Consider the following 24,049-nt stretch of genomic DNA (forward strand, 5'->3'; position numbering starts at 1 on the left):
CCATCCCAATCAAAAATATTGATTTCCAAAAAATATAAATTCCTACAAAAACACCCCTACAAAAGCTCCCCTAAACCTTTTGATCTCTTAAGCCATTTTTTTGATTTTAAAACAAAAAAAAGCCTGTTCAAAAAATGAACAGGCCTATAAAGGAAACAGGATAATTATACTATTCCTGACTATTATATTTTCTTAAAAACTCCCTAACCTTGATTCCAGATTGTTTCAAATCTTCATCTTTCCATTTTCCTTCAGACTTTGCCGATTTCTTCAAAATAGAGCACGTTTCATCTTTATCAGAAACGGACCATGTAATCCAGCTAATCTTTCTGGTTTCCATCCAATCAATGTATTCTTGCCAAGCTTTCATATTTAACGGTCCGTCGCCTGAAGCTTCCATTCCGGCAGATTCTGAAACAAAAACAGGCAATCCTTTTTTTATTGCTGCATCAGTTCGATCTCTTAATTCCTTGCCGTGAGTCGCCGCGTAAAAATGCATGGTGTACATTATATTAGAGTATCCTACAATAGGATCATCTGCAGGAAGATTAATGTCTTGATCCCAGCGGGGGCAACCAACCAAAATAACATTATTAGGATCATTTTCCCTAATGATGCGTATGATCTCCTCAGCATAAGTTTTGACTTCCCACCAAGTTTCATAATCCGGCTCATTGAACACCTCATATATTATATTAGGGTATTTCGCATACTTTCTTGACATCTCTTCAAAAAAAACTGAAGCTTCCTTTAAATTAATATTGTGACTGTGCCAATCAATAACTACATAAATATCAGATTTGATCGCACCGTTTATAACTGCTTCTAGTTTTTCTTTTGCAAACTGCGGATCTTTCATATAGGACCACTCACCTAACTCAATTCCTACTGCCGCGCGAACAACATTACAATTGAAATCCTTTTTCAGCCAACTTACTGCTTTTTCATTATAAAATCTAGGCCACATGCTATGCCAGCCAAAACTCAAACCTCGCAAAACAATTGGCTCATTATTTTGATCCACTAACTGAGTTCCTTTCACACTCAACTGGCCATGCTTTTTAACAAACTGAGCCTGCAAATTGCCCATAATTAGCAACAAAACAAGAGTAAGAAGACAAGCTTTTGATTTCATAAATTTAAAATTTTAAGGAGTTAATCGAAGTGTAATTACATCATGTGAAGCAAGATCTGAAATAAAATTCTTTTTAGTTGTTCCGATTTCTTTGTTTTTCCAAAGATCTTTTATTTTATAAGTCACTTTATTAAAGTCGGCTTCATAGCCAAAATCGGCATCCTTAATAATATTCTTTTTAAAATCGAAATTAATCTTTTTAGCAACGTCGCTTCTGTTTAAAAAAGTAATTGCCCAATTTCCATCGGATAAAGGTTTAACCCAAACTTCTAGACCATCTTCTGCTGCATATTTAAATCCTTGAATTCCGAGTTTATCTTGATTCACTGCGATCAAGTTCTTATTCGTCAAAATTGCTAATGTTTCTTTCGACATTTTTCGATAATCGTTTCCTGAAAATAATGGCGATGACAACATGCACCACATCGCAAAATGTGCTTTGTCTTCGGTATCATTCATTTCGTTTCCAACTTCCATCATGTCAAAATCATTCCAATGATCTGGACCCGAATATTTACGGATATCTTTTCGCATTTCGGCAATTTTCATAAATCCCCAAGAGGACCAATTTTCCGGATGTTTGAATTCGCAATCAAAACAAGGATAAATATCCCCCGAAATCCTCCAAAGATTCCCGATAGGTTTCCCCCATTCCCATGGCTGATTGTCGCCCCATTCGCATAAACTAAAAACAATTGGCCTTCCAGCAGTCTTCAGAGCATTGCTCATTGTGGTATAAGCTTCGGGAGCGGTAATTCCTTTTGTATTGCACCAATCGTATTTCAAGAAATCGATTGCTAATTTAGCATAAAATCGAGCATCTTGATATTCATAACCACGAGTTCCTGGATATCCGGCACAAGTTTGAGTTCCGGCGCAATTGTATAAACCAAATTTCAAGCCTTTGCTATGAACATAATCAACAAGCGCTTTCATTCCGCTAGGAAATTTAACTGGATCAGGAACAAGATCACCATTTGCATCGCGCTCATGCGTCATCCAACCGTCATCCAAAACAATATAATTGTAACCAGCGGCAGCCAAACCTGACGAAACCATAATATCGGCCGTTTCTTTTACTAATTTTTCATTAATATCGGTTCCAAAAGTATTCCAAGAATTCCATCCCATTGGAGGCGTCATGGCTAAACCTTCGAATTTTCCTCCTGTTTGATTATGCGTATTTCCTTGTCCGAAACTTAATGTTGAAACAAATAAAACAAGTACTGAAATAATCTTTTTCATTTTAAGACTTTTAATTAATTATTTTAAAAAAAGTATTCCCTAACTGAGAAAATTAGGGAATACTTAAACCAAACTCAAAAGAAATTACTGCTTACTATTTCAAAACAAATCCCATGTCGTCCATAAGGATTGTGTTTCCACCAAAATTTCCTGATTCTTGAAGCGTTAACTGGTCAAAAGTTGTTGGATTTCCGATATCAGAAAACGGAATCTCAATTGTTGTCCATTGCGATGTTATTGTTTTTTTGATTTGATACGCCCATCCTCCAAAAACAAATATTACGCTCGCTCCAGTGTTAGTTGAAACACTCTTCACTTTTACTCTGAAAGCTTTATATTTTGAAACATCTCTCGAATTGAACTTCATATCGGCTCCATTCCATCCTCCAAAAACAAATTTAATTGCAGCTTCACCCTGAACTTTATCATCTTTGAAATTTGTATCAAATGTATCTCCGCCGCTCCACATCCAGTGTCCAGCATCTCCTTGCAAAACATCATCATACAAAGCTGATCCAACAGCTTCTTCAGAAGTTGTAGAACCTGAAATATTTGTTACAGTCACATATTTATCTGTAGCATTGGCTGGCATTTTAAATTTAATTTCTGTCAATGTTGAAGAAATAACTGGCACATCAATTGTTCCAACTTTTACTGTTGGATTCAAGAAATAATCACCATAAACCGTTACAATATCACCAGCTGCCGCATTAATGGAATTATAGCTATTGAATTTTGGCGTTGGTGGTGCCACTACAAAGTCGTATAAAACGGTCCCTTGTTTTGTAACCAATTTTAATTTATTGCTTGAATTTGCATAAGGTGTTTTTTCATCAATCAATACAAATATTGCAGTATCAGTCACTAATGTTGGATTGAAATACGTATCAAAGTCATTAAAATAGATTTTTGAAACAGTTGAAAGCCCAGTTCCTTGAATGATATAGTAATTTTTAGGATCACCCACCGTTACTGGAACCAAAGTCCCTTCTTTAGATAACGAAACACTTGTAATTACTGGCCCACCTCCGCTACTTGAAGCTTCATCATTACTACAAGATGAAAACACTCCCAGTACCATAAATGCCATAACAAAAGGCAAAAGGTATTTTATTTTTATATTTTTCATAGTTGTCAATTTTTTAGTAATTATTTAAAAGTATATGGAACTGGCGCTTGCAATAACTTAGGATTTTTAGCCACCTCATTATCCGGATAATCCATATAAAAATCATTTGTTGCATGATCTTGGCTGTAAACTGGCGTGTAATGACGTTCAGCATATCGGTCTCCTCTATTTTGAGCCGACATAATTGCGATTGCTTTGTTTTTGTCAATACGTCCTAGATCAAACCAATAATCACCTTCAAAACACAATTCTTTTCTTCTTTCTAAAAAGATGTCGTCAAAAGTAATTGATGTTAAATTTGCCAAACCAGCTCTCTTTCTTACAGCATTGATTGAGCTTAAAGCGCTAGCATCTGTAGTACTCGCATTTGTTCCTAAAACTGCTTCTGCATGAATCAGCAATAATTCAGCGTAACGCATTTTATAAGTATTGTTGTCCATCATTGCCCACGCATCGGCTTGACCGGTAGCACTTCCGTTTACAATACCAATACAGTATTTTTTAATTCCACCGCCAGATGCCTGAGCCAAATCTTTACCAGTTGGAACTGTAAAACCAATACCTTGTGTAGTTTTGATATTTGGGTAAGAATCTCCGCCTACCATAACTGTTTCATGCTTTCTCACATCTCCTGCTCCATATAGAGAAAGAAGCACTTCTTGGCTTGGGCCAAAAACTCCTGCATACGAAGCATTTGATGTAGATAATGTTCCGTCTTGAAATCCAAACTGTGTGTTACAGTTGTTTGCAGAACCATACGCTCCGTCACCTTTCCATTGAATGGCAAAAATAGATTCTTCGTTATTATTGTTTGGATAAGTAAACAAATCACCAAAACTCTTCGTTGGCAATTGATCTCCTCCTAACAATTTAAATTCTCCACTACTGATTACAGCTTCTGCCATAGCTTTTGCATTTGCATAATCTTTTTGGTACAAATACACTTTAGCCAACATTGCTCTTGCAGAACCTTTAGAAACGTGTCCATTATTTGCATAATTAGTTCCTCTTGTTTTAGCAGCTAATAATTCAATTGCTTTTAAATAATCCATTGTGATTAATTTATAAATATCAGCAACTGTATTTGTATTCACATAAGGATTACTTGTATAATCCAGCGGGTTTTCAATAATTGGCACCGGCCCCCAAAGCCTTACCAAATCAAAATAAGCCGTAGCTCTCATGAAGTAAGCTTCTCCGATTGTATTGTTCAAAACTGCTTTATCGACGTCTGGACCTACTCTGGCAGCCAAAAAGTTAATAATCATATTAGATTGCTGCACATTTGCCCATAATGACGACCAACCATTTACTAATTCAGGATCACTTCCGTTTAGTGAAAATGTTCTTAATCCGCTTACGTCAGGAGAACCTGAATACATGTTTCCTGAACCCACTTCAAGCGCCCACCAAAACTTGTTATACATTTGGAACCAAGTTCTGCTGTACATACCATTTGTAGCCGATGAAACCTGATCGTTTGTGCTGTAATATGAATCTAAACTTATTCCATCTTCAGAAGGTCTGTCTGTAAAATCATCTGAACATGAAGCAAAAGTCAGAAATGCCGTTGCTATCAAAAGCAAACTATATCGAGTTAAAAAAGATTTCTTTTTCATTTTTTTTTAATTTTTAAAATTCTAAGTTAAGACCAACTAAAAACGTTCTTGCAATTGGATATCTTCCGTTGTCAATTCCTGATAAAAGCACATTTTGATTAAATGAACCAATCTCTGGATCGTAACCTGAATATTTAGTAAACGTGTATAAATTTTGAGCAGATCCGTATAATCTTAATCTTGAAATTTTATATTTTGAAATAACATCCTGTGGCAAAGAATACCCTAACGTAACGTTTTGAATTCTCAAATAAGAACCATCCTCAACATAACGATCCGAAATCAGCAAGTTAGTATTTGAAGCATCAGCAAGTGGTCTTGGATTATTGCTTGCCGTATTTGTAGAAGAATAATAATCCATTGCATCAACTAACTGATTGTCATACAAAGAAGCATTTGTTGTTCCTGCTCTTTTCGTCAAGTTCATAACATCATTTCCGTATGATCCTTGAAGGAAAATAGAAAGATCTACATTTTTATACTTGAAATTATTTGTAAAACCGTAAGTGAATTTTGGATGCGGATTTCCGATGAACGTTTTATCAGCGGCATCAATTTTTCCGTCGCCATTTACATCAACATATTTCACATCTCCAAGTGAAGTTTCTCCAGCTCCAGTTCCAACAGCCTGACCAAATTGAAGCGGTGCTTTATCTAAAACTGCCTGATCTTTAAAAATTCCGTCTGTTTTATATCCGTAGAACAATCCAATTGGATTTCCAACTGTAGTATTAGTAACAACAACTGGCTGATATCCGTTTGTATTTACCTCTTGCGTCAACACAATTCCGTTTGCGATTTCATCCAAATTATTTTTGTAATGAGAAACCACCATTGAAGCATTCCAATTGAAATTTCCTGTAGATCTCAAGTCATAACCAAGAGTCAAATCAAAACCTTTGTTGCTCATTGTACCTAAATTAGAATAAGGTGCCGAAACTCCTCCGTATTGACCTCCACCTCCAGTTAAGTAAAGCGGCAATGGCACTTGGAATAAGAAACCTTCTGATTTTTTGTCATAAACATCAAAACTTGCAGAAAGTTTACTGTCAAACAAAGTAAAGTCGATACCAATATTGGTTTGGTTTAATGATTCCCAAACTAAATTTGGATTTGGATAATTTGACGGTAAAAATCCGCTTCCTAATCCTGAATTTTGAGTTCCTAACATTGCAGAGTAACTGTTGTTTGGAATTTGCTGATTTCCAGTTTCTCCGTAACCAATTCTAAATTTAATATTGTCAATATATTTGCGTGTTCCTTCCATGAAAGATTCATTAGACAATCTCCAAGAACCAGAAATCGCATTGAAAACACCTTTTTGATTGTCTGTAGTTGGGTCAAATTTAGACGAAACGTCCTGTCTGATCGAAGCCGTAATACTGTATTTATCATTGAAATCATAAATAATACGAGCAAAAAGAGACGAAAGTGATGCACTACCTTTATATTGAGTAACTGTATTATTATCTACATCAGCTAAATTTATTGTATGAATTGAATTGGTTTTGAAGCCTTGCGCTGATGCAATCAAACCTTCCCAATGAGAATCGTTAGCTTCCTGACCTGCTAAAACCGTGAATTTATGTTTCCCAATAGTTTTATCGTAAGTCAATAAATTTTTGATGTTTGTAGAATACCAATTTTGTCTTCTTACATCAAGATCTGCTAATAAATTGGTTTGGCTTCCCCATTTATAAGATGGTCTGAAATCGTCATTTTCAGAAAATTCAGTATTTGCAGCTAATTCGATACGGTATTTCAAGCCTTTAACAATTTCAGCCTCAGCATATACATTTCCAAGGAAATTTTTTCTAATCAATTTATTATCTCTAGTTAAAGCTTCAGCAACTGGATTATAATAGGTTACGCTCTGCTCTGATGTTGGTGGTCCGGCAAAAGTTCCATCTACATTTCTAACTGGGATATCAGGCGACTGTAATAAAGTGTTTGAAATCAAACCAGAGAAACTTTGGTTAACTGTAATTCTTTCATTTGTGATACCACCTGTAAGATTTCCTCCAACTCTCAACCAAGACTTGATTTTAGAATCCAAATTCAATCTAACTGTATATCTTTTTAAACCAGAATTGATGATCGTTCCTTCGTTATCTAAATAACTTCCAGACAAATAGTAGCTTGTTCCATCTTTAGCACCAGAAAAAGATAACTGATGGCTGTTTGAAATAGCTGTTCTATAAACCTCATCTTGCCAATTCGTTCCAGGCCCCAATAATTCAGGATGAGAAAATTCCTGACGTGTTTGGAAACCCCATAATTTTGCCAAATTAGTTTTCAAAGTTGCATATTCTGGCAAAGTCAAAACATCTAATTTATTGGCAACAGTTGCGAACGAAGTGTAGTTTTCATAAGATACTTTTCCTGTTCCTTTTTTACCTTGTTTTGTAGTAATAATGATAACACCATTTGCACCTCTAGATCCATAAATTGCTGTTGCAGAAGCATCTTTCAAGATATCCATAGATTCAATATCATTTGGATTGATCATAGAAAGCGGGCTCATCGCGTTGTTTCCGCTTCCTCCCGAAGAAGAAAAACCGTCTTTTCCTGCCAAAGTCTGGCCACTTGTAGATTTTCCAGTTGCGTCTCCAGAAATAGGCACACCATCAATTACATACAAAGGCTCGTTTGTCCCTGTAATAGAAGTAGTTCCACGAACTCTTACAGAAGCTGCACCTCCAGGCTGTCCAGAGTTGTTTGTTACCGAAACCCCAGCCGCTTTACCCTGAAGCATCTGATCGATAGAAACTTGCTTTAAATTTTCAATATCTGATGACTTTACCGAAGATATTGAACCGTTTACGTCTTTCTTTTTCTGAGTTCCGTAACCAATTACAACTACCTCTTTTAAATCTTCTGAGCTAGATTGCAGCGTAACATTGATTTTTGTTCTGCCGCCGACAGCTATTTTTTGAGAATCAAATCCAATAAATGAAACTAATAAAGTTCCGTTTGCAGGAGCATCGATCGTGTATTTACCATCAAAATCAGTTGAGGCAGTAGTTTTTGTGCCAACAACAGAAATGTTGGCTCCCGGAATGGTCAATCCCTTGTCATCAGAAACTACTCCTGATATTTTAACCTGAGCAGTAATAAAATTACTAGTCAGTAACAAGAATAAAATCAAAGGAACCGCTCTGTGGTTAGCATTCCAATGAATAAAGTTAGTCATTAGTTTTTTCATAATAAATGTTTGGTTAGTTTAAATTGTTTTACTCATAATTAAGCAATAAAAAGGGTGTGATTTATTTCCTAAATTATGTAACAAATCTATAACAGAACAAAACATCAAATCGATAGTATTATATCATTTAATGATAATATTTTTACTATATCAGTTAAAAAAAACACATATGAAAATAAAAACAGACTTTAATTACGTTTTTCACAATAACATCTCTTAAATCACCAGTTCTTATAAATAAAAATGAACGAATTTGCCAAAAGCAAACGATTTCGTTAAAAATAATATTTGTTTGTGAAAAAAAAGTATCACTATAAAATACGTTTCAATCCCGAAAATTCTTCGCGATATTGGCTAGGAGTGCAATTTTTGGTCGCTTTAAAACTACGATTAAAGTTGGCAATATTATTGAAACCAGATTTAAAAGCGACTTCAGAAACACTCATATCTTTCTCAACCAGCCAGCGTGCCGCATATCCTATTCGGATATCGTTAATATAGTTGACAAAAGTTTTTCCTGTGCGTTTTTTAATAAATCGATTAAAAGAAATTATAGACATGCTTGCCACATTTGCAGCATCTTCTAAAGTGATTTTATCAGCAAAGTTTTTCTGAACATATTCATAAACCAACTTCATTTTATCATAATCATCAAACGTATCATAATCTACCGTATAAGTAGAAAGCAAACGCTGATTTCTGGAATTTGCCAGATCATATAATAAGGAAGTAATTTCCAAAAAATAATCCATTCCGTCTAATTTAGACAGTCTTACAAGCCTTGGCGTCAATTCTTCGGCTGTTTTTTTTGAAAAAAGAATTCCATGGATCGATCTGTTAAACATATCTCGGATCGGATTCATGATTCGTCTTGAAAGCAACGATTCGTGAAATAAATCATTATGAAACTGTATTGTGATTTCATGAATTTTTTTGCTCGTGCATTTATTCAACTCCCAACCATGATATAAATTTGGCCCAATTAAAACCAATTCAACATTGTCGATTTCCTCAATATTATCTCCAACAACACGCTTCACTCCTTTTCCATTTAAGATAAAATTGATCTCAAACTCTGGATGATAATGAACAGGAAAATCAAAACTATCCTTAACTCTGTCAAAAACCAAAAAACTATCTCCAGCCGATAGCGGTGCGATTTCTCTATAAAAATTTTTAGCGTTGCTCATATCTTAAAAACTATTTCATGAAATAATAGGTCATTTTTTGTTTGCAATAATATGATATATAATTGATAAAATAATATTAATTACAGAATAAACATCCAATTATCTTTGAAAAATAGAATTATCAATTTTATAAAAACTGTATTAATAATAAACATTAATCATTTTTTCTAGAATATCTTTTTATAGTTTTAATAATTTTATCTAGAAAACCATGCTGAATTATCGATTGAAATTTACACTGTAAAAATCACGTGCTCAAGACCTAATTCTGTGCAGATTACATAAAAAAACCAAATGAAAAAAAACATACTTGCTATTTTTATAATCCTATTTATAGGAACTTCATGCTCTTCAAAAAGCATTGTAAGTGATACTAATTTGTCAATTTCAGATAAAAAAGCGACACCTGAAACTGTAGCACTTTATAAAAAACTAAATCAATTAATCCAGAAAGGATATCTTTTCGGGCATCAAGACGACCTTGCTTATGGCGTAAATTGGAAATATGAAAACGGCCGAAGCGATGTCAAAGAAACAGCAGGAGATTATCCAGCAGTTTATGGCTGGGATATCGCGGGTTTGGAAAAAGACGATTATAAAAATATCGACGGAGTTCCTTTTGATAAAATGAAGCAATACATAAAAGAAGCAAATGAACGTGGCGGAATTTCGACAATAAGCTGGCATTTTGACAATCCCGCAACCGGAAAAAATGCTTGGGACAACACCCCAAATACGATCAAAACAATTTTGCCTGGCGGCGAAAATCATAAAAAATTTACTTCTAGGCTTGATAAAGCTTCCGTTTTCTTTCTGTCTTTGAAAGATAAAAAAGGGAAAAACATTCCGATACTTTTCAGACCTTATCACGAACTTACTGGAGGCTGGTTTTGGTGGGGAAAAGGAAATTGTACGCCTGAAGAATTCAAAGCAATATGGAAATTCACCTTTGAATACCTTCAAAAAAAGGGCGTTCACAACCTAATTTATATTTACAATACTAGCAGTTTTGGCACAAAAGAAGATTTTCTCGCGAATTATCCTGGCGATAATTATGCCGATATTTTGAGCTTTGACAGTTATCAAAATAATGACGACAAAGACGGCAAAAAATTCATTGACGAAGTTCAGAAGCAACTTAAAATTATAAACGAAATTGGTTTAGAAAAACACAAATTAATCGCCATTGCCGAAGCAGGTTACGAAGCTGTTCCAGATCCAAAATGGTGGACAGGAACTTTAAACAAAGCGATTGGTGATTACAAAATATCTTATGTTTTGCTTTGGAGAAACCACGGCTGGCAAGAGAAGGAACAAAAAATGCATTATTACGCTCCGTTTTCAGGACAAGTCAGCGAAAAGGATTTTATCGATTTTTACAACCTCGATAAAACGCTCTTTGAAAAAGACATTCAAAAAGTTTTAAAATAACAACCAAATCTAAATTACAACCATTAAAAAGAACTCAATGCACGACAAAATTAATTTAAAAGAAAAAATCGGTTACGGTCTTGGAGACGCTGCATCATCCATGTTTTGGAAAATTTTCAGCATGTATCTTCTCTTTTTCTATACCGATGTTTTCGGATTAGCGCCGGCTGTCGTAGGAACCATGTTTTTAATTACAAGAATCTGGGATTCCTGTTTTGACCCTATCGTAGGAATCATTGCCGACAGAACAAAAACAAAATGGGGGAAATTCAGACCCTATTTGCTGTGGGTTGCCGTGCCTTTTGCCGTAATTGGAGTTTTGACTTTTTATACTCCAGACTTTGATGAAAAAGGAAAAATCATCTACGCATACGTGACTTATTCGCTAATGATGATGATTTATTCCTTAATCAATGTTCCTTATGCTTCACTTTTGGGCGTAATGTCGTCTGACCGAAAAGAAAGAACAACTTTATCTTCATACCGAATGGTTTTTGCTTTTGGAGGAAGTCTTTTGGCACTTTGGCTGATAGAACCTTTGGTGAACTATTTTGGTGGGAGCCTGAACTCTAAAACAGGCTGGTTAATCACAATTGCCGTTTTCGGATTTATTACAACAGCATTTTTCTGGGCTTGTTTTTTCTTTACCAAAGAAAGAGTAAAACCAATTGAAAACGAAGAATCAAATTTAAAAGAAGATCTAAAAGATTTACTTCAAAACCGTCCTTGGTGGATTTTATTAGGCGCAGGAATTGGGACTTTAGTTTTTAACTCTATCCGAGATGGTGCGGCCGTTTATTATTTCAAATATTATGTAAGCAGTTCTATCAACTTTGATTTTTCGCTTTTTGGAACTGATTTCCACATGACGCCAACTTCCATCTATTTGGTTTTGGGTCAAGCGGCAAATATTATCGGAGTGATTTTGGCAACTCCAATTGCGAACAAAATTGGGAAGAAAAAGACCTTTTTCGGAGCAATGGCTCTGGCTTCAATTTTAAGCATGATTTTCTATTTCTTCGGAAAAGAAGATGTTTTCCTAATTATGACTTTCCAACTTTTAATCAGTATTTGTGCGGGTTGTATTTTTCCATTAATCTGGTCAATGTATGCAGACAGCGCCGATTATTCGGAATGGAAACAAGGACGTCGTGCAACTGGATTAATATTTTCAGCTTCATCAATGTCACAAAAATTCGGATGGACAATTGGTGGTGCTGGCGCCGGATGGCTTTTGGGTTATTACGGTTTTCAAGCCAATGTTGAACAAACTGCCACAGCACAACACGGAATTCAGTTAATGTTAAGTATACTTCCTGCAATCGCAGCAGCAATATCAGTCGCTTTTATCTTATTCTATCCTTTATCTGAAGAAAAACTGCAAACGATCGAACAAGATTTAAACGAAAAAAGAGACCAAAAAATTTAAACATAAATCAGATACAGAAATAAAAATATATGACAACAATAGCATCTTCAGTTGGTTTTCAAGATCGAAAAGCAGCATTAGAAAAAGAACATAAAACACTCATTGAGCAAAAAAATGCTCCTGAAGAAAATGCAGGAAACGGAATCTATCAGCGTTATCAAAACCCTGTTGTTACTGCGGCTCACGTGCCTTTGAACTGGCGTTTTGATTTAAACGAAAAAACAAATCCGTTTTTGCAGGAAAGAATCGGGATGAATGCTGCTTTCAACGCTGGCGCAATGAAATGGAACAAGAAATATTTGCTTGCAGTACGTGTTGAAGGAATCGACAGAAAATCTTTTTTTGCTATTGCAGAAAGTCCAAACGGAATTGATAATTTCAAATTTTGGGAAAAACCATGTGTAATTCCGCAAACCGAAGAACCGGATACAAACGTTTATGATATGCGCTTGATTAACCACGAAGACGGCTGGGTTTATGGTATTTTTTGTACCGAAAGAAAAGATCCAAAAGCACCAAAAGGCGATACAAGTTCGGCTGTAGCCAATGCCGGAATCGTGCGTTCTAAGGATTTAGTAAGCTGGGAAAGACTTCCTGATTTGATCTCGAACACAGGACAACAACGAAATGTAGTATTGCATCCTGAATTCGTAAACGGAAAATACGCTTTATACACGCGTCCACAAGATGGTTTTATTGATGTAGGTTCAGGAGGTGGAATCGGTTTAGGATATGTTGACGACATGACAAATCCTATCGTGAAAGACGAAAAAATCATTTTCGGGAAACAATATCATACTATTTATGAACTCAAAAATGGTCTTGGCCCAGCTCCAATCAAAACAGAAAAAGGCTGGTTGCATTTGGCACATGGCGTTCGTAATACTGCGGCAGGTTTGCGTTATACACTTTATATGTTCATGACCGATTTAAATGATATCACAAAAGTAACGCACGTTCCAGCAGGCCATTTTATGGGTCCAGAAGGAATTGAAAGAGTTGGCGACGTATCAAATGTATTGTTTTCAAATGGATGGATCGAAGATACTGACGGAACAGTTTACATTTATTATGCATCATCAGATACGCGAATGCATGTTGCGGTTTCATCAGTTGCAAAACTAATTGATTACGTTACAAATACCCCAGAAGATACTTTTATTTCTGCAGGTTCTGTAAAAACAATCATCAGCCAAATCGATAAAAATAACGCAATATAATTCGTCGTGTCAGCAAAACTAAAGCAATTAAAATCTGAACTTTCAGCAGAACTTGACGCTATTTTAAAATATTGGTCAAAACATACGATCGATAATCAAAATGGCGGTTTTATTGGGCAAATTGATTTCAACGATCACATCCTCGCTAATTCTGAAAAAGGCTCGGTTTTAAATGCCCGAATTTTATGGTCTTTTTCTGCCAGTTATCAGGTAACTAAAAAAGAAGAGCATAAAGAATTGGCTAAAAGGGCTTTTGAATTTCTTTCAAAATATTTTTATGATACCGAATTTGGAGGTTTATTTTGGAGCATAAATGTAGACAAAACTCCGAAAGACACTAAAAATCAAATTTACGCTCTGGCTTTTGCGATTTATGGATTATCTGAATATTATGCTATTTCTAAAGATAATCAAGCTTTAGAAATAGCCATCAATTTATATTTAAAAATCCAGGAACACAGTTACGATTCTGAAAACAAAGGTTATTTTGAAGCCTTTACCCGAGATTGGCAAAATATTGATGATTTGCGTTTAAGCGAAAAAGACGCCAACGAGAAAAAAACAATGAATACGCATTTGCATATTGTAGAAGCTTATGCGAATTTGTTTAAAGTCTGGAAAGACAAAACGCTCCAAAGTGATATTATAGGATTGCTTGAAACTATTCACAAGTATTTCATCAACACTAAAACCGGGCATTTACGTTTGTTTTTTGATGAAAACTGGGTCGAAAAACCAGATGTAATTTCATACGGCCATGATGTTGAGGCCGCTTGGCTTTTATTACAATGCGCCGAAATATCTGAAGACAAAAGCTTGATTTCACGTTATCAAAAACACGCTGTTTTGATGGCCGAAGTTACGAAGGAAGGTTTAGATTCTGATGGTGGTTTGTGGTACGAATTTGATCCAAAAAACAATGAATTAGTTGCCGAAAAACATTGGTGGGTTCAGGCAGAAGCTTTAATTGGCTTTTATAATGCCTACCAATTAACAGATGACGAAACGTATTTAGATATTGTTTTTAAAAATTGGGATTTCATTAAAAAACATATTATTGACAAACAAAACGGCGAGTGGTTTTGGGGAATTTATCGTGATTATTCGTTAATCGAAAAAGACAAAGCAGGTTTCTGGAAATGTCCTTATCACAATAGCCGTGCATGTTTAGAGCTTATCAATCGAATAAAAACGCAAAAATGAAAACAACATTTCTTAAAATAGCATTTCTCAGCTTATCAATTTTAACCATTGTTAGTTGCTCTTCAGATAAAGAAGATTCCGGAGAAGTCATAATCGATCCGCCAACACAGGATGATCCTTTAACGACCACAAACGCACCAACCTATATGGTCGATGCAAATGCTACTAAAGAAACAGTTGCCTTATTTTACAATTTAAAAAGATTAGCGAAAACCAAAACTGCAATTGGTCAACAAGATGCTTTTAATAGTTTTTATCAAGATGTTGGAGGCGATTCAGATATCAAAAAAAACACGGGTTATGATCCTGCAATTTTAGGTTCGGATTTTATGTTTATTACCGATAAAAGCAATGATGGCACAGCAAATAATTGGTTTTATCAACAAGAACAAAAAATTGTTGCTGATGTAAAAGTCGCTTATTCAAAAGGAATGATAAATACATTTTGCTGGCATTTACGAGAACCAAACAAAGAAGAATCTTTTTATGCAGCCGATATGACATCGGACCAAAAAACTACTGCTTACAAAAGTATTTTGCCTGGCGGAACAAATAACGAATGGTACAAGAAAAAACTGGATAAAGTTGCCAGTGTTATCTCAAACTTAAAAGGGACAAACGGCGAATTGATTCCGATAATTTTTAGGCCTTTTCATGAATTTGATGGAAGCTGGTTTTGGTGGGGAGCAAGTTTTTCGACATCTGATGAATACAAAAAAGCCTATCAATTCACGGTTGATTACTTAAAAAACACAAAAGGTGTTCACAACATTTTATATGCTTTTTCTCCTGACAATTCGTACACTATTCTATCTGATTATTTGAGTCGTTATCCGGGTGATAATTATGTTGACATCATCGGGATGGATAATTATGGTGATTTTGATAATCAAGGACAAACGGGAGCTGACAGAGCTAATAGCAAACTGAAAATGCTGTCAGACTATGCAAAAACAAAAGTAAAAATCGCTGCTTTAACTGAAACAGGTTATCGCGTAACAAGTACAACACCTGCCATTACCGATTGGTTTTCGACACTTTTATACAGTGCATTAACTAAAAATGAAATTCAAATCAGTTATGTAATGTTTTGGAACAACAACAAAGACGGATATTATGTTCCAAATGGTTCGGTTTCAAATGCGACTGATTTTAAAACTTTTGCAACAAAATCAAAATCGGCATTAGTGAATTCTTTGCCGAAGATGTATGAAATGCCGAAATAACGCAAAGTTTGTCATTCCGAGGAACGAGGAATCTCCGCGAGTAACTCTTCTCCGAGAATCGCCAATCTTTGTCGCGCTTCTTGTGAAGATTCCTAGTTCCTCGAAATGACAAGATTGTGAGAAATTGAAAAACAAAAACATCTATTGAAACCACAAACCCTAGCCCTGATAGAAGTGGAAATCCTTTTATTTTTTTCTTTAAAAAATAAAAGATTGCAACGGATAGCAGGATTAGCTCCTAAAAAATATAATATGAAAAATATATTTCTCAAAACCCTCGCATTCACTTTATTTTTTGCTGCAATCGCTTGTCAGGCGCAGGAACGAATTACAGTAAAAGGAACGCAATTTTATAAGGGCGATAAACCGTACGCATACATTGGAACAAATTATTGGTACGGAAGTTTGCTGGCTTCTAAAAAAGTGGGTGATCGTAAAAGATTGCTTCAGGAACTCGATTTGATGCAAAAAAACGGAATCGATAATTTGAGAATTTTAGTTGGCGGAGACGGCGGAAAATATGATTTTACTGTTCGTCCGGCTTTACAATATGACCAAGGAAAATATGACGCAGATTTACTCGACGGATTAGATTTCCTGATCAATGAAATGCGCAAACGAAAAATGTATGCTGTTTTGTATTTGACCAATAATTGGGAATGGTCTGGTGGCATGTCGCAATATTTAGAATGGAACGGCAAAGGCCCGATTCCGGTTCCAGGAATTGCACCAAATACTTGGCCTCAATTTATGGCTTATACAGAACAATTTCATAGTTGCGAACCATGCATGAAAGCTTTAGAAAATCATGTAAAGTTTATTATGGGAAGAACAAACGCCTATTCTCACAAAAAATATACTGAAGACAACACAATTATGGCATGGCAAGTTGGGAATGAACCAAGGCTTTTTACGGTTGAAAATGAAGCAAAATTTACAGTTTGGCTTAACAATATTGTAAACTTAATGGACAGTTTAGACAAAAACCATTTGATTTCAACAGGTTCTGAAGGATTGAACAGCTCGAATGACGATATCGGAATTTTTGAAAGAACACATCAAAATCCGAATATTGATTATTTGACTATGCACATTTGGCCAAAAAACTGGGGTTGGTTTAAAGCTGATAATGCTGAAAAAACTTTGCCTCCGACACTGGAAAATGCTGGAAAATATATTGACAAACATGTGGCCGTTGCAAACCATTTAAAGCGACCAATTATTATTGAAGAATTTGGTTTGGGAAGAGAAAACGAAAGTTTGCTACCAACATCATCAGTAGCAAACAGAAACATTTTTTATAATTATATTTTTAGCCGAGTTGCAGAAAGCGTTAAAAACAACGGCGCCTTGCAAGGAGCAAATTTCTGGGGATTTGGTGGAGAAGGAAAAGCCATAAACGAATCTGGAAAATGGAGTCCCGGAGATCCTTTAACCACCGACCCGCCTCAAGAACCACAGGGTTTGAATTCTGTTTTTTCTTCAGATCAATCGACTTTGGGAATTGTGAGAAAATACAATTTACAATTCAAAAAATAAATGAAATCATATCAAATTGTATTCTTTGTTTTTTCTCGATGATTGATTAAAAAAAAATCTCTTAATAACTGGACTGAAGTCCAGCTCTACAATATGGATCGAGCCAAAGGCTCTTTTACGTTCCGAAGGAACAAATTATATTGTAGGGCTGGACTTCAGTCCAGTTTTGTTTAGATTATGTAATGCAAATTAAGCTAATATCTTCTCAATCGTATTCAATTCATCATGCGTAAATTCCGTATTTTGCAGACAATCAATATTATTACACAATTGTTTTACAGAACTTGCTCCAATTAAAACAGAGGTAATTCGTTTATCTTTCTGCAACCAAGCCAAAGCCATTTGTGCTAAAGATTGATTTCTGCTCTCTGCAATTTCATTCAACTGAATTAATTTCTGAATTCTTTCCTGCGTAACTTCATCTTCTCTCAAATGCCCGTTCGGATTATGCGCGCGTGAGTTTTCAGGAATTCCGTTTAAATATTTATCAGTCAAAAGGCCTTGTGCCAAAGGCGAAAACGCAATACAGCCTACTCCTTTTTCTTCTAAAACATCTAATAAACCATCTTCAACCCAACGTTGTAGCATTGAGTATTTAGCTTGGTGAATCAAACAGGGCGTTCCTAATTGTTTCAATACATCAACAGCAACTCGAGTTTGTTCTGCCGAATAATTGCTGATTCCGACATATAGAGCTTTTCCGCTTCTTACAGCGTGATCTAAAGCCAACATAGTTTCTTCGATTGGCGTTTCAGGGTCTGGACGATGTGAGTAGAAAATATCTACATAATCGATATTCATTCGTTTTAAACTCTGATCTAAACTCGAAAGCAAATATTTTCTCGAACCCCAATCTCCGTATGGTCCTTTCCACATTGTATAGCCTGCTTTGGTAGAAATTACGATTTCGTCACGTAGATTTCCTTGAAAATTATGCCATAATATTTTTCCAAAATTCTCTTCGGCAGACCCTGGAACCGGTCCGTAATTATTTGCTAAATCGAAGTGTGTTATTCCTTTATCAAAAGCCTCAATAGCAATACTTTCGGCATTTTCAAAATTATCAACTGAGCCGAAGTTATGCCATAATCCTAAGGAAATTTCAGGCAGTAATAGCCCGCTTTTTCCGCATCTGTTATATTTCATTATTTTAATTTAAGGTTGGTATTTTAATAGATTTTAAAAATACAAAAAAACTCCCGCAGATTTTGCAGATTCAGGAGATAAAAAAATTTGTCAAATTTATGAGCGTAAAATTAAAAATCGCCACGAATTCACGAATTTTCAAATAATTCATTCGTGAATTCGTGGCGAAAAAAAACTTTGCGCCTCTGCGACTTTGCGAGATTAAAACTTTTATTCTTTTATCTCAAAACCACTCTGCAAACCTTTATCAGAACTTCCTCCAACCATTATTTTAAAAGTCCCCGGTTCAACTAAATATTTCCCTTCATTATCATAAAATCCAAGTGCTGCATCTGTTAAAGTAAAATTTACTGTCTTAGTTTCACCTTTTTTCAAGTTTACCAATTCAAAACCTTTCAATTCTTTTATCGGACGAACGATGCTCGCATATTCATCATGAATGTATAATTGCACCACTTCTTTTCCATCATAATTTCCAGTATTTGTAACCTCAACGCTAACTTGAACCCTTTCTCCTTTTGCAAAAGAAGTTTTATTCAATTTCAAGTTTTTATAATCGAAAGTTGTGTAGCTCAAACCAAAACCAAACGGAAATTGAGGGGTTTTCTCCACATCCATATAATGCGACCAAAAAACATTTTTATCACTGTCAGTTGGTCTTCCCGTACTGTATTTATTGTAATAAATTGGCACTTGCCCAACATTTCTAGGGAAAGACATAGGTAATTTTCCGCTTGGGTTGTAATCTCCGTACAAAACCTGAGCCACCGCATTTCCTGTCTGAGTTCCTAATTGCCAAGCTTCCACAATTGCTGGAACATTCTCCGCAGCCCAAGGAATACTCAACGGACGGCCGTTATTTAAAACCAAAACTACATTTGGATTTACTTTATAAACTTCTTCCAATAATTCTTGCTGCAATCCAGGCAAATTCAAATCCGTTCTACTTCTTCCCTCACCACTTTGAAAACCGTATTCACCTAAAACCATTACGACAACATCAGCATTTTTTGCTGCTATTTTCGCCGCTTCGAATCCGCTTTTATCGGCTGTGTTGAAAATTGTTTCGGTTAAAAAAGTAGCTTTTTGTTTTAATAAATCAACACCTTTTTCAAAAGTCAGCTGATTGTCTTTGTATTGCTGCATTCCTTCTAAAACTGAAACCGCTGTATTATCATCAGCCGCAATTCTCCAGCTTCCTAGCGGACTGTTTTTATCATTTGCCAAAGCGCCAATCAAAGCGATTTTTTGTCCCGATTTCTTTAGCGGAAGCAAATTCTTCTCGTTTTTCAATAAAACGATCGATTTCTTCGCCATATCCAAAACACCATCATTATTAGCTTTGCTTCCAACAACTTCTTTTTCGCGTTTTTCATCACAATATCTATACGGATCATCAAATAATCCTAATTCAAACTTCACTCTTAAAATTCGGCGAACAGCATCATCGACCAAAGCTTCTTTTACTTTTCCTGATTTTACCAAATCAACCAATTTGGCCACATACAAATACGATTCCATATCCATATCAGAACCCGCAATCACGGCTTTTGCCGTTGCATCGGCTTCATCTTTTGCGTAACCGTGCGCAATCATTTCGCGAATTGAAGCATAATCCGAAATCACAAATCCGTCAAACTTCCATTTTCCCTTTAAAATATCTCTTTGTAAAAAGGCATTTCCAGTTGCCGGAACACCATTCAGCGTATTAAATGAATTCATAAACGTACGAACTCCAGCCTCAACAGTCGCTTCAAAAGGAGGCAAAACCGAATTGTACAATTTAGAATTACTGATATCCACAATATTATATTCCAATCCCGCTTCAACATAACCGTATGCCGCAAAATGTTTCGCGCAAGCCGCAATCGTATTTACTTTAGCCAAATCGGCAACCGTTTCTCCTTGAAAACCTTTTACTCTTGCATAAGCTACTTTACTTCCCAGATAAGGATCTTCTCCCGCACCTTCCATCACACGTCCCCAACGCGCATCATTCGCAACGTCAACATTTGGTCCAAAAGTCCAATTAATTCCAGATGCCGAAGCTTCATCTGCCGCAATCGCCGCCGACTTTTTAATCGCTTCCAAATCCCAACTCGCTGCTTCTGCAAGTGGAATTGGGCTTAACGTTTTATAGCCATGAATTACATCAAAACCAATAATAAGCGGAATTCCCAATCGCGTCTCCTCAACCGCAATTTTCTGTACGGCGCGAACCTCTTTCACACCGCGAACCGTCAGCATCGAACCAACTAATCCTTTTCTTAAATGCTCGTATTTTAATTCGGCTGTTCCTCCTTTTGGCGCTGGGCCTGTCACATCCCAAAAACCGTTATATTGGTTCATCTGTCCCACTTTTTCCTCCAAAGTCATTAAAGGCAAAAGCAAATCTATACGCTGTTCAACAGTTTTATTTTTATCCAGATATGGCTTTTTTTGTGCATTCATATTTCCAATGGTAAACAGGGACAAAACCCCAATAATAATTATTTTTTTATTTTTCATGGTTAGTTTTTTTTAAGGGGCTAAGGTTCTAAGATGCTGAGATCCTAAGTTTCTTTTTTTGGGCGCGAACTTGTCCCGATAGCTATCGGGAGGCTATCCGCTTCAAGTCCTCGCACTTCCTTCGTCAGGCTGTGGGCTTTACACTGCTATCCCTCACGCGAACGGTTTCATGAGAACTTTTTCGGTTTTTATTTTTCAATACAAAGTTTTGTCAGACTGAGCCGAGTCGAAGTCCACAAACAAAATCGCCAATCTTTGCGGGACTTCGACTCCGCTCAGTCTGACATAAAATGCAGAAAAATCTAAAATCTTTACTCTTTGTTCTTTCCTCTTTCTTCTAAAATCTCAATCTTCAGAACTAAAACAAGAAGCCGGCAAATTCACCTTATTAAACAAATCTGACTGAATTGTATTTCCCCAGGCAAATCTCACTTTTGCTGGTTGAGTGACTTTTTTACTCGTCAAGATCACCTTATTATCTTTTATCGAAGCTTCAGCAGGAAAGAAATTTCCATCGGCGCCAGCCACTTCAAACTGATTCGAAACTTTATCTTTGAAATATAATCCGTCAGCATAATCAAAAGAAACAACAACTTTATTTTTATCTATTTTAAAGTCTTTAAAAAGCGGACCGTTAACCAAATTAGAGTTGGTTTTGTAAACTTCGGCAAGCGCCAAATTAGCCAAACGAATTCCAACCGACTTTTTATTCTTTGGATGAATATCGATTGTATCAGAAATATCAGAAGTCAAAACCATTCCGATTTTAGAAACTTCTTTCAATAATTTTCTTTGAGAATTTCTTACAGTTACGTTTGAGAAATTATTGCTTCCTGTTTTAAAAGGCGCAATCTGTACATAATAAAACGGAAAATCATCGTTCCATTCCTTTCTCCATGAAGTAATCAACGCGCCTAGAGTCTTATCATAAACCAAAGAACCAACATTTGATTCTCCTTGATACCAAAGCGTTCCTGCAATTTTAAATCCAACCAATGGATAAATCATAGCGTTGTAAGCACGTCCAGGTTGTCTTGGGCCGTATTCTTGTTCGTTTAATTTTTTGGCATTTTCTAATAAAAGCGGATCGTTGTTTACGACTTCTTCCGGCATCCAAATTTCTGCAGGAGTTCCTCCCCAATTTGAAGAAATCAATCCAATTGGAACATTTTTCAAATCTTCGCGAAGGCGTTTGGCAAAAAAGTAGCCAATCGCACTGAAATATTTCATGGTTTCTGGAGTCGATTCTGTCCAATTTCCAAGCAAATTATTCTGCGGATTTGTAGCAGTTAATTTCGGAACCGTAAAAAACCGAATATTTGGATTTGTTGCGTTTTTAGCTTCTTCTTCGCCATCATCAATTCCCCAACTCGCAGACATTTCCATATTCGATTGCCCCGAACAAAGCCAAACCTCTCCAATCAAAATATTTTTCAAAATGACTTCATTATAACCTTTTATCGAAATCGTAAAAGGTCCGCCAGCTTCTGGAGTTTTAATCAACAATTCCCATTTTGCCTGATTGTTGGCAACCGTTTTATATTCCTGATTATTCCAGCTAGAAACTAATTTGATTTCTTCTTTCGGATTCGCCCAACCCCAAATTTTCACTTCGGAATTGCGTTGCAAAACCATATTGTCGCTAAAAATATTCGGAAGAGAAACGTTTGCCATCATGGTACTGGAAATCAACAGAAAGAAAGCAAACTTAAAAATATTATTTTTCATTTAACAGCTTTTTTAAAAAAGGACCATATTGATCTGCCATCACTTTTTGATCTGCAACATCCGGATGACCAAGACAGCCATTTGGCTTCATGGGTTTGAATTTGAAAATCAAAATTGGCTTGTGGGCTTTATCATCCGCGAAAGCGTTTTTAACTTTTTTCAGACAATCTTCAAAAACTACTGCTTTTTCACCTCCAACCATCGGACTATTTGTAATTACAATTTGTGCTTTTGGGTTATGCTGATAAAGCATTTTTATGAAATTGATATAATTCGAAACATATTTTTCTGCATTAAAAGGCAAGCGTTCTTTTTTTCCGTCTCCTCCCGAAAAATCATTGGTTCCCAAAGCAATACTGATAATATTGGGCTGAAAAGCAAAATCGTATTTAGGTTTCGAATTGTCTTTTGTCAAATATAAATTCTGATAGACATCTGGCATAATCGCTTCATCTTTGTTCTCATCGTTCCAGTTTCGATACATTCCAATTCCAGAAACAGAACTTGTCAAATAATCAACACCAATAGCTCTTGAAAGCGTTGGCCCATAAGCATAATATCCGTTATGATGATCCATATATTCACCTTTATCGCAATCCACAGCATCACTTGCGGCGGCACAGGTTATAGAATCTCCAATAAATTCGATTTTCTTTTTCTTTTTAAATGAAATTGTAGTCAGTTTTGCGGTTGTTCCTGCAAATAAAATGCCTCCGGTATGTGCTTCGGTATTTTTATAAATTTCCAGTGTATGTTCTTTTTTAGTCGAAGTGACTTTAATTGGGAAGGATTGCACAATGCCTTTTTCAATCCTTATTTTACCAATATATTTCCCATCCAAAACCAAGTCAACATAATTATGATGTTCATACGAATCAACGCTTTGAAGTGAAATCGAACATTCATTTCCAGTAAAATTGAATGAAACCGAAGAAGCTGTTCCAATCAGAACAACATTATCATTTTGAAGTTTTTCAACTCGGCCTTCGTATAAAAAAGTTTTGTTTTGATTTTGGGTTTGCGAAACACAGACGGCAGCAAACTGTAAAAACAAAATTAAAAAAGGTATTTTTTTGAGAAACATAATTTATTTGTT

16 protein-coding genes are annotated in these 24,049 nt (G+C 35.8%); 6 read left to right on the forward strand and 10 right to left on the reverse strand.

The window, feature by feature from the left end:
* Positions 1 to 169 precede the first annotated feature (169 nt).
* From SCB73_RS01295 to SCB73_RS01320, 6 genes are all read right to left on the reverse strand, one after another.
* A complete protein-coding gene (locus SCB73_RS01295) occupies positions 170 to 1,135 on the reverse strand; it encodes a glycoside hydrolase family 5 protein (RefSeq protein WP_320568389.1) in 966 nt (321 codons plus the stop codon).
* A 12-nt stretch (positions 1,136 to 1,147) separates the two neighbouring features.
* Complete coding sequence (locus SCB73_RS01300; protein WP_320568390.1) at positions 1,148 to 2,380, reverse strand: glycoside hydrolase family 27 protein; 1,233 nt, start codon at positions 2,378 to 2,380, stop codon at positions 1,148 to 1,150.
* 94 nt (positions 2,381 to 2,474) lie between these two features.
* Positions 2,475 to 3,509, reverse strand: a complete 1,035-nt coding sequence (locus SCB73_RS01305; RefSeq protein ID WP_320568391.1) for an IPT/TIG domain-containing protein — start codon at positions 3,507 to 3,509, stop codon at positions 2,475 to 2,477.
* A gap of 20 nt (positions 3,510 to 3,529) precedes the next feature.
* A complete protein-coding gene (locus SCB73_RS01310) occupies positions 3,530 to 5,128 on the reverse strand; it encodes a RagB/SusD family nutrient uptake outer membrane protein (protein ID WP_320568392.1) in 1,599 nt (532 codons plus the stop codon).
* A gap of 13 nt (positions 5,129 to 5,141) precedes the next feature.
* A complete protein-coding gene (locus SCB73_RS01315) occupies positions 5,142 to 8,333 on the reverse strand; it encodes a SusC/RagA family TonB-linked outer membrane protein (RefSeq protein ID WP_320568393.1) in 3,192 nt (1,063 codons plus the stop codon).
* 311 nt (positions 8,334 to 8,644) lie between these two features.
* Complete coding sequence (locus tag SCB73_RS01320) at positions 8,645 to 9,523, reverse strand: AraC family transcriptional regulator (protein WP_026728055.1); 879 nt, start codon at positions 9,521 to 9,523, stop codon at positions 8,645 to 8,647.
* Positions 9,524 to 9,817: 294 nt separating this feature from the next.
* On the opposite strand from SCB73_RS01320, the gene SCB73_RS01325 reads away from it, so the two are divergent.
* From SCB73_RS01325 to SCB73_RS01350, 6 genes are all read left to right on the forward strand, one after another.
* Positions 9,818 to 10,954, forward strand: coding sequence for a glycoside hydrolase family 26 protein (locus tag SCB73_RS01325; protein WP_320568394.1), 1,137 nt, complete (start codon positions 9,818 to 9,820; stop codon positions 10,952 to 10,954).
* Between the two features lie 37 nt (positions 10,955 to 10,991).
* Positions 10,992 to 12,383, forward strand: coding sequence for an MFS transporter (locus SCB73_RS01330; RefSeq protein WP_320568395.1), 1,392 nt, complete (start codon positions 10,992 to 10,994; stop codon positions 12,381 to 12,383).
* Between the two features lie 29 nt (positions 12,384 to 12,412).
* Positions 12,413 to 13,603 (forward strand): glycoside hydrolase family 130 protein, encoded by a 1,191-nt coding sequence (locus SCB73_RS01335; protein WP_320568396.1) that lies wholly within the window; start codon positions 12,413 to 12,415, stop codon positions 13,601 to 13,603.
* A gap of 6 nt (positions 13,604 to 13,609) precedes the next feature.
* The gene (locus SCB73_RS01340; RefSeq protein ID WP_320568397.1) at positions 13,610 to 14,806 is read left to right on the forward strand and encodes an AGE family epimerase/isomerase; all 1,197 of its coding nucleotides are present in this window, start codon (positions 13,610 to 13,612) and stop codon (positions 14,804 to 14,806) included.
* Positions 14,803 to 16,032 (forward strand): glycoside hydrolase family 26 protein, encoded by a 1,230-nt coding sequence (locus SCB73_RS01345; protein ID WP_320568398.1) that lies wholly within the window; start codon positions 14,803 to 14,805, stop codon positions 16,030 to 16,032. The genes SCB73_RS01340 and SCB73_RS01345 overlap by 4 nt, the downstream gene beginning before the upstream one ends.
* A 252-nt stretch (positions 16,033 to 16,284) precedes the next feature.
* The gene (locus SCB73_RS01350) at positions 16,285 to 17,571 is read left to right on the forward strand and encodes a glycoside hydrolase 5 family protein (protein WP_320568399.1); all 1,287 of its coding nucleotides are present in this window, start codon (positions 16,285 to 16,287) and stop codon (positions 17,569 to 17,571) included.
* 189 nt (positions 17,572 to 17,760) lie between these two features.
* Here SCB73_RS01350 and SCB73_RS01355 read toward each other — a convergent pair whose 3' ends face one another.
* The 4 genes from SCB73_RS01355 to SCB73_RS01370 form a co-directional block, all read right to left on the reverse strand.
* Positions 17,761 to 18,717, reverse strand: coding sequence for an aldo/keto reductase (locus SCB73_RS01355; protein WP_320568400.1), 957 nt, complete (start codon positions 18,715 to 18,717; stop codon positions 17,761 to 17,763).
* A 210-nt stretch (positions 18,718 to 18,927) separates the two neighbouring features.
* Positions 18,928 to 21,225, reverse strand: a complete 2,298-nt coding sequence (bglX, locus tag SCB73_RS01360) for a beta-glucosidase BglX (protein ID WP_320568401.1) — start codon at positions 21,223 to 21,225, stop codon at positions 18,928 to 18,930.
* Positions 21,226 to 21,570: 345 nt separating this feature from the next.
* Positions 21,571 to 22,953, reverse strand: a complete 1,383-nt coding sequence (locus tag SCB73_RS01365; RefSeq protein ID WP_320568402.1) for a sialate O-acetylesterase — start codon at positions 22,951 to 22,953, stop codon at positions 21,571 to 21,573.
* Positions 22,943 to 24,037, reverse strand: coding sequence for an SGNH/GDSL hydrolase family protein (locus tag SCB73_RS01370; RefSeq protein ID WP_320568403.1), 1,095 nt, complete (start codon positions 24,035 to 24,037; stop codon positions 22,943 to 22,945). Before SCB73_RS01370 ends, SCB73_RS01365 begins: the two co-directional genes overlap by 11 nt.
* Between the last annotated feature and the right edge of the window lie 12 nt (positions 24,038 to 24,049).

Origin of the sequence: Flavobacterium sp. KACC 22761, from assembly GCF_034058155.1 — a bacterium.
Classification (GTDB): Bacteria; Bacteroidota; Bacteroidia; order Flavobacteriales; family Flavobacteriaceae; genus Flavobacterium.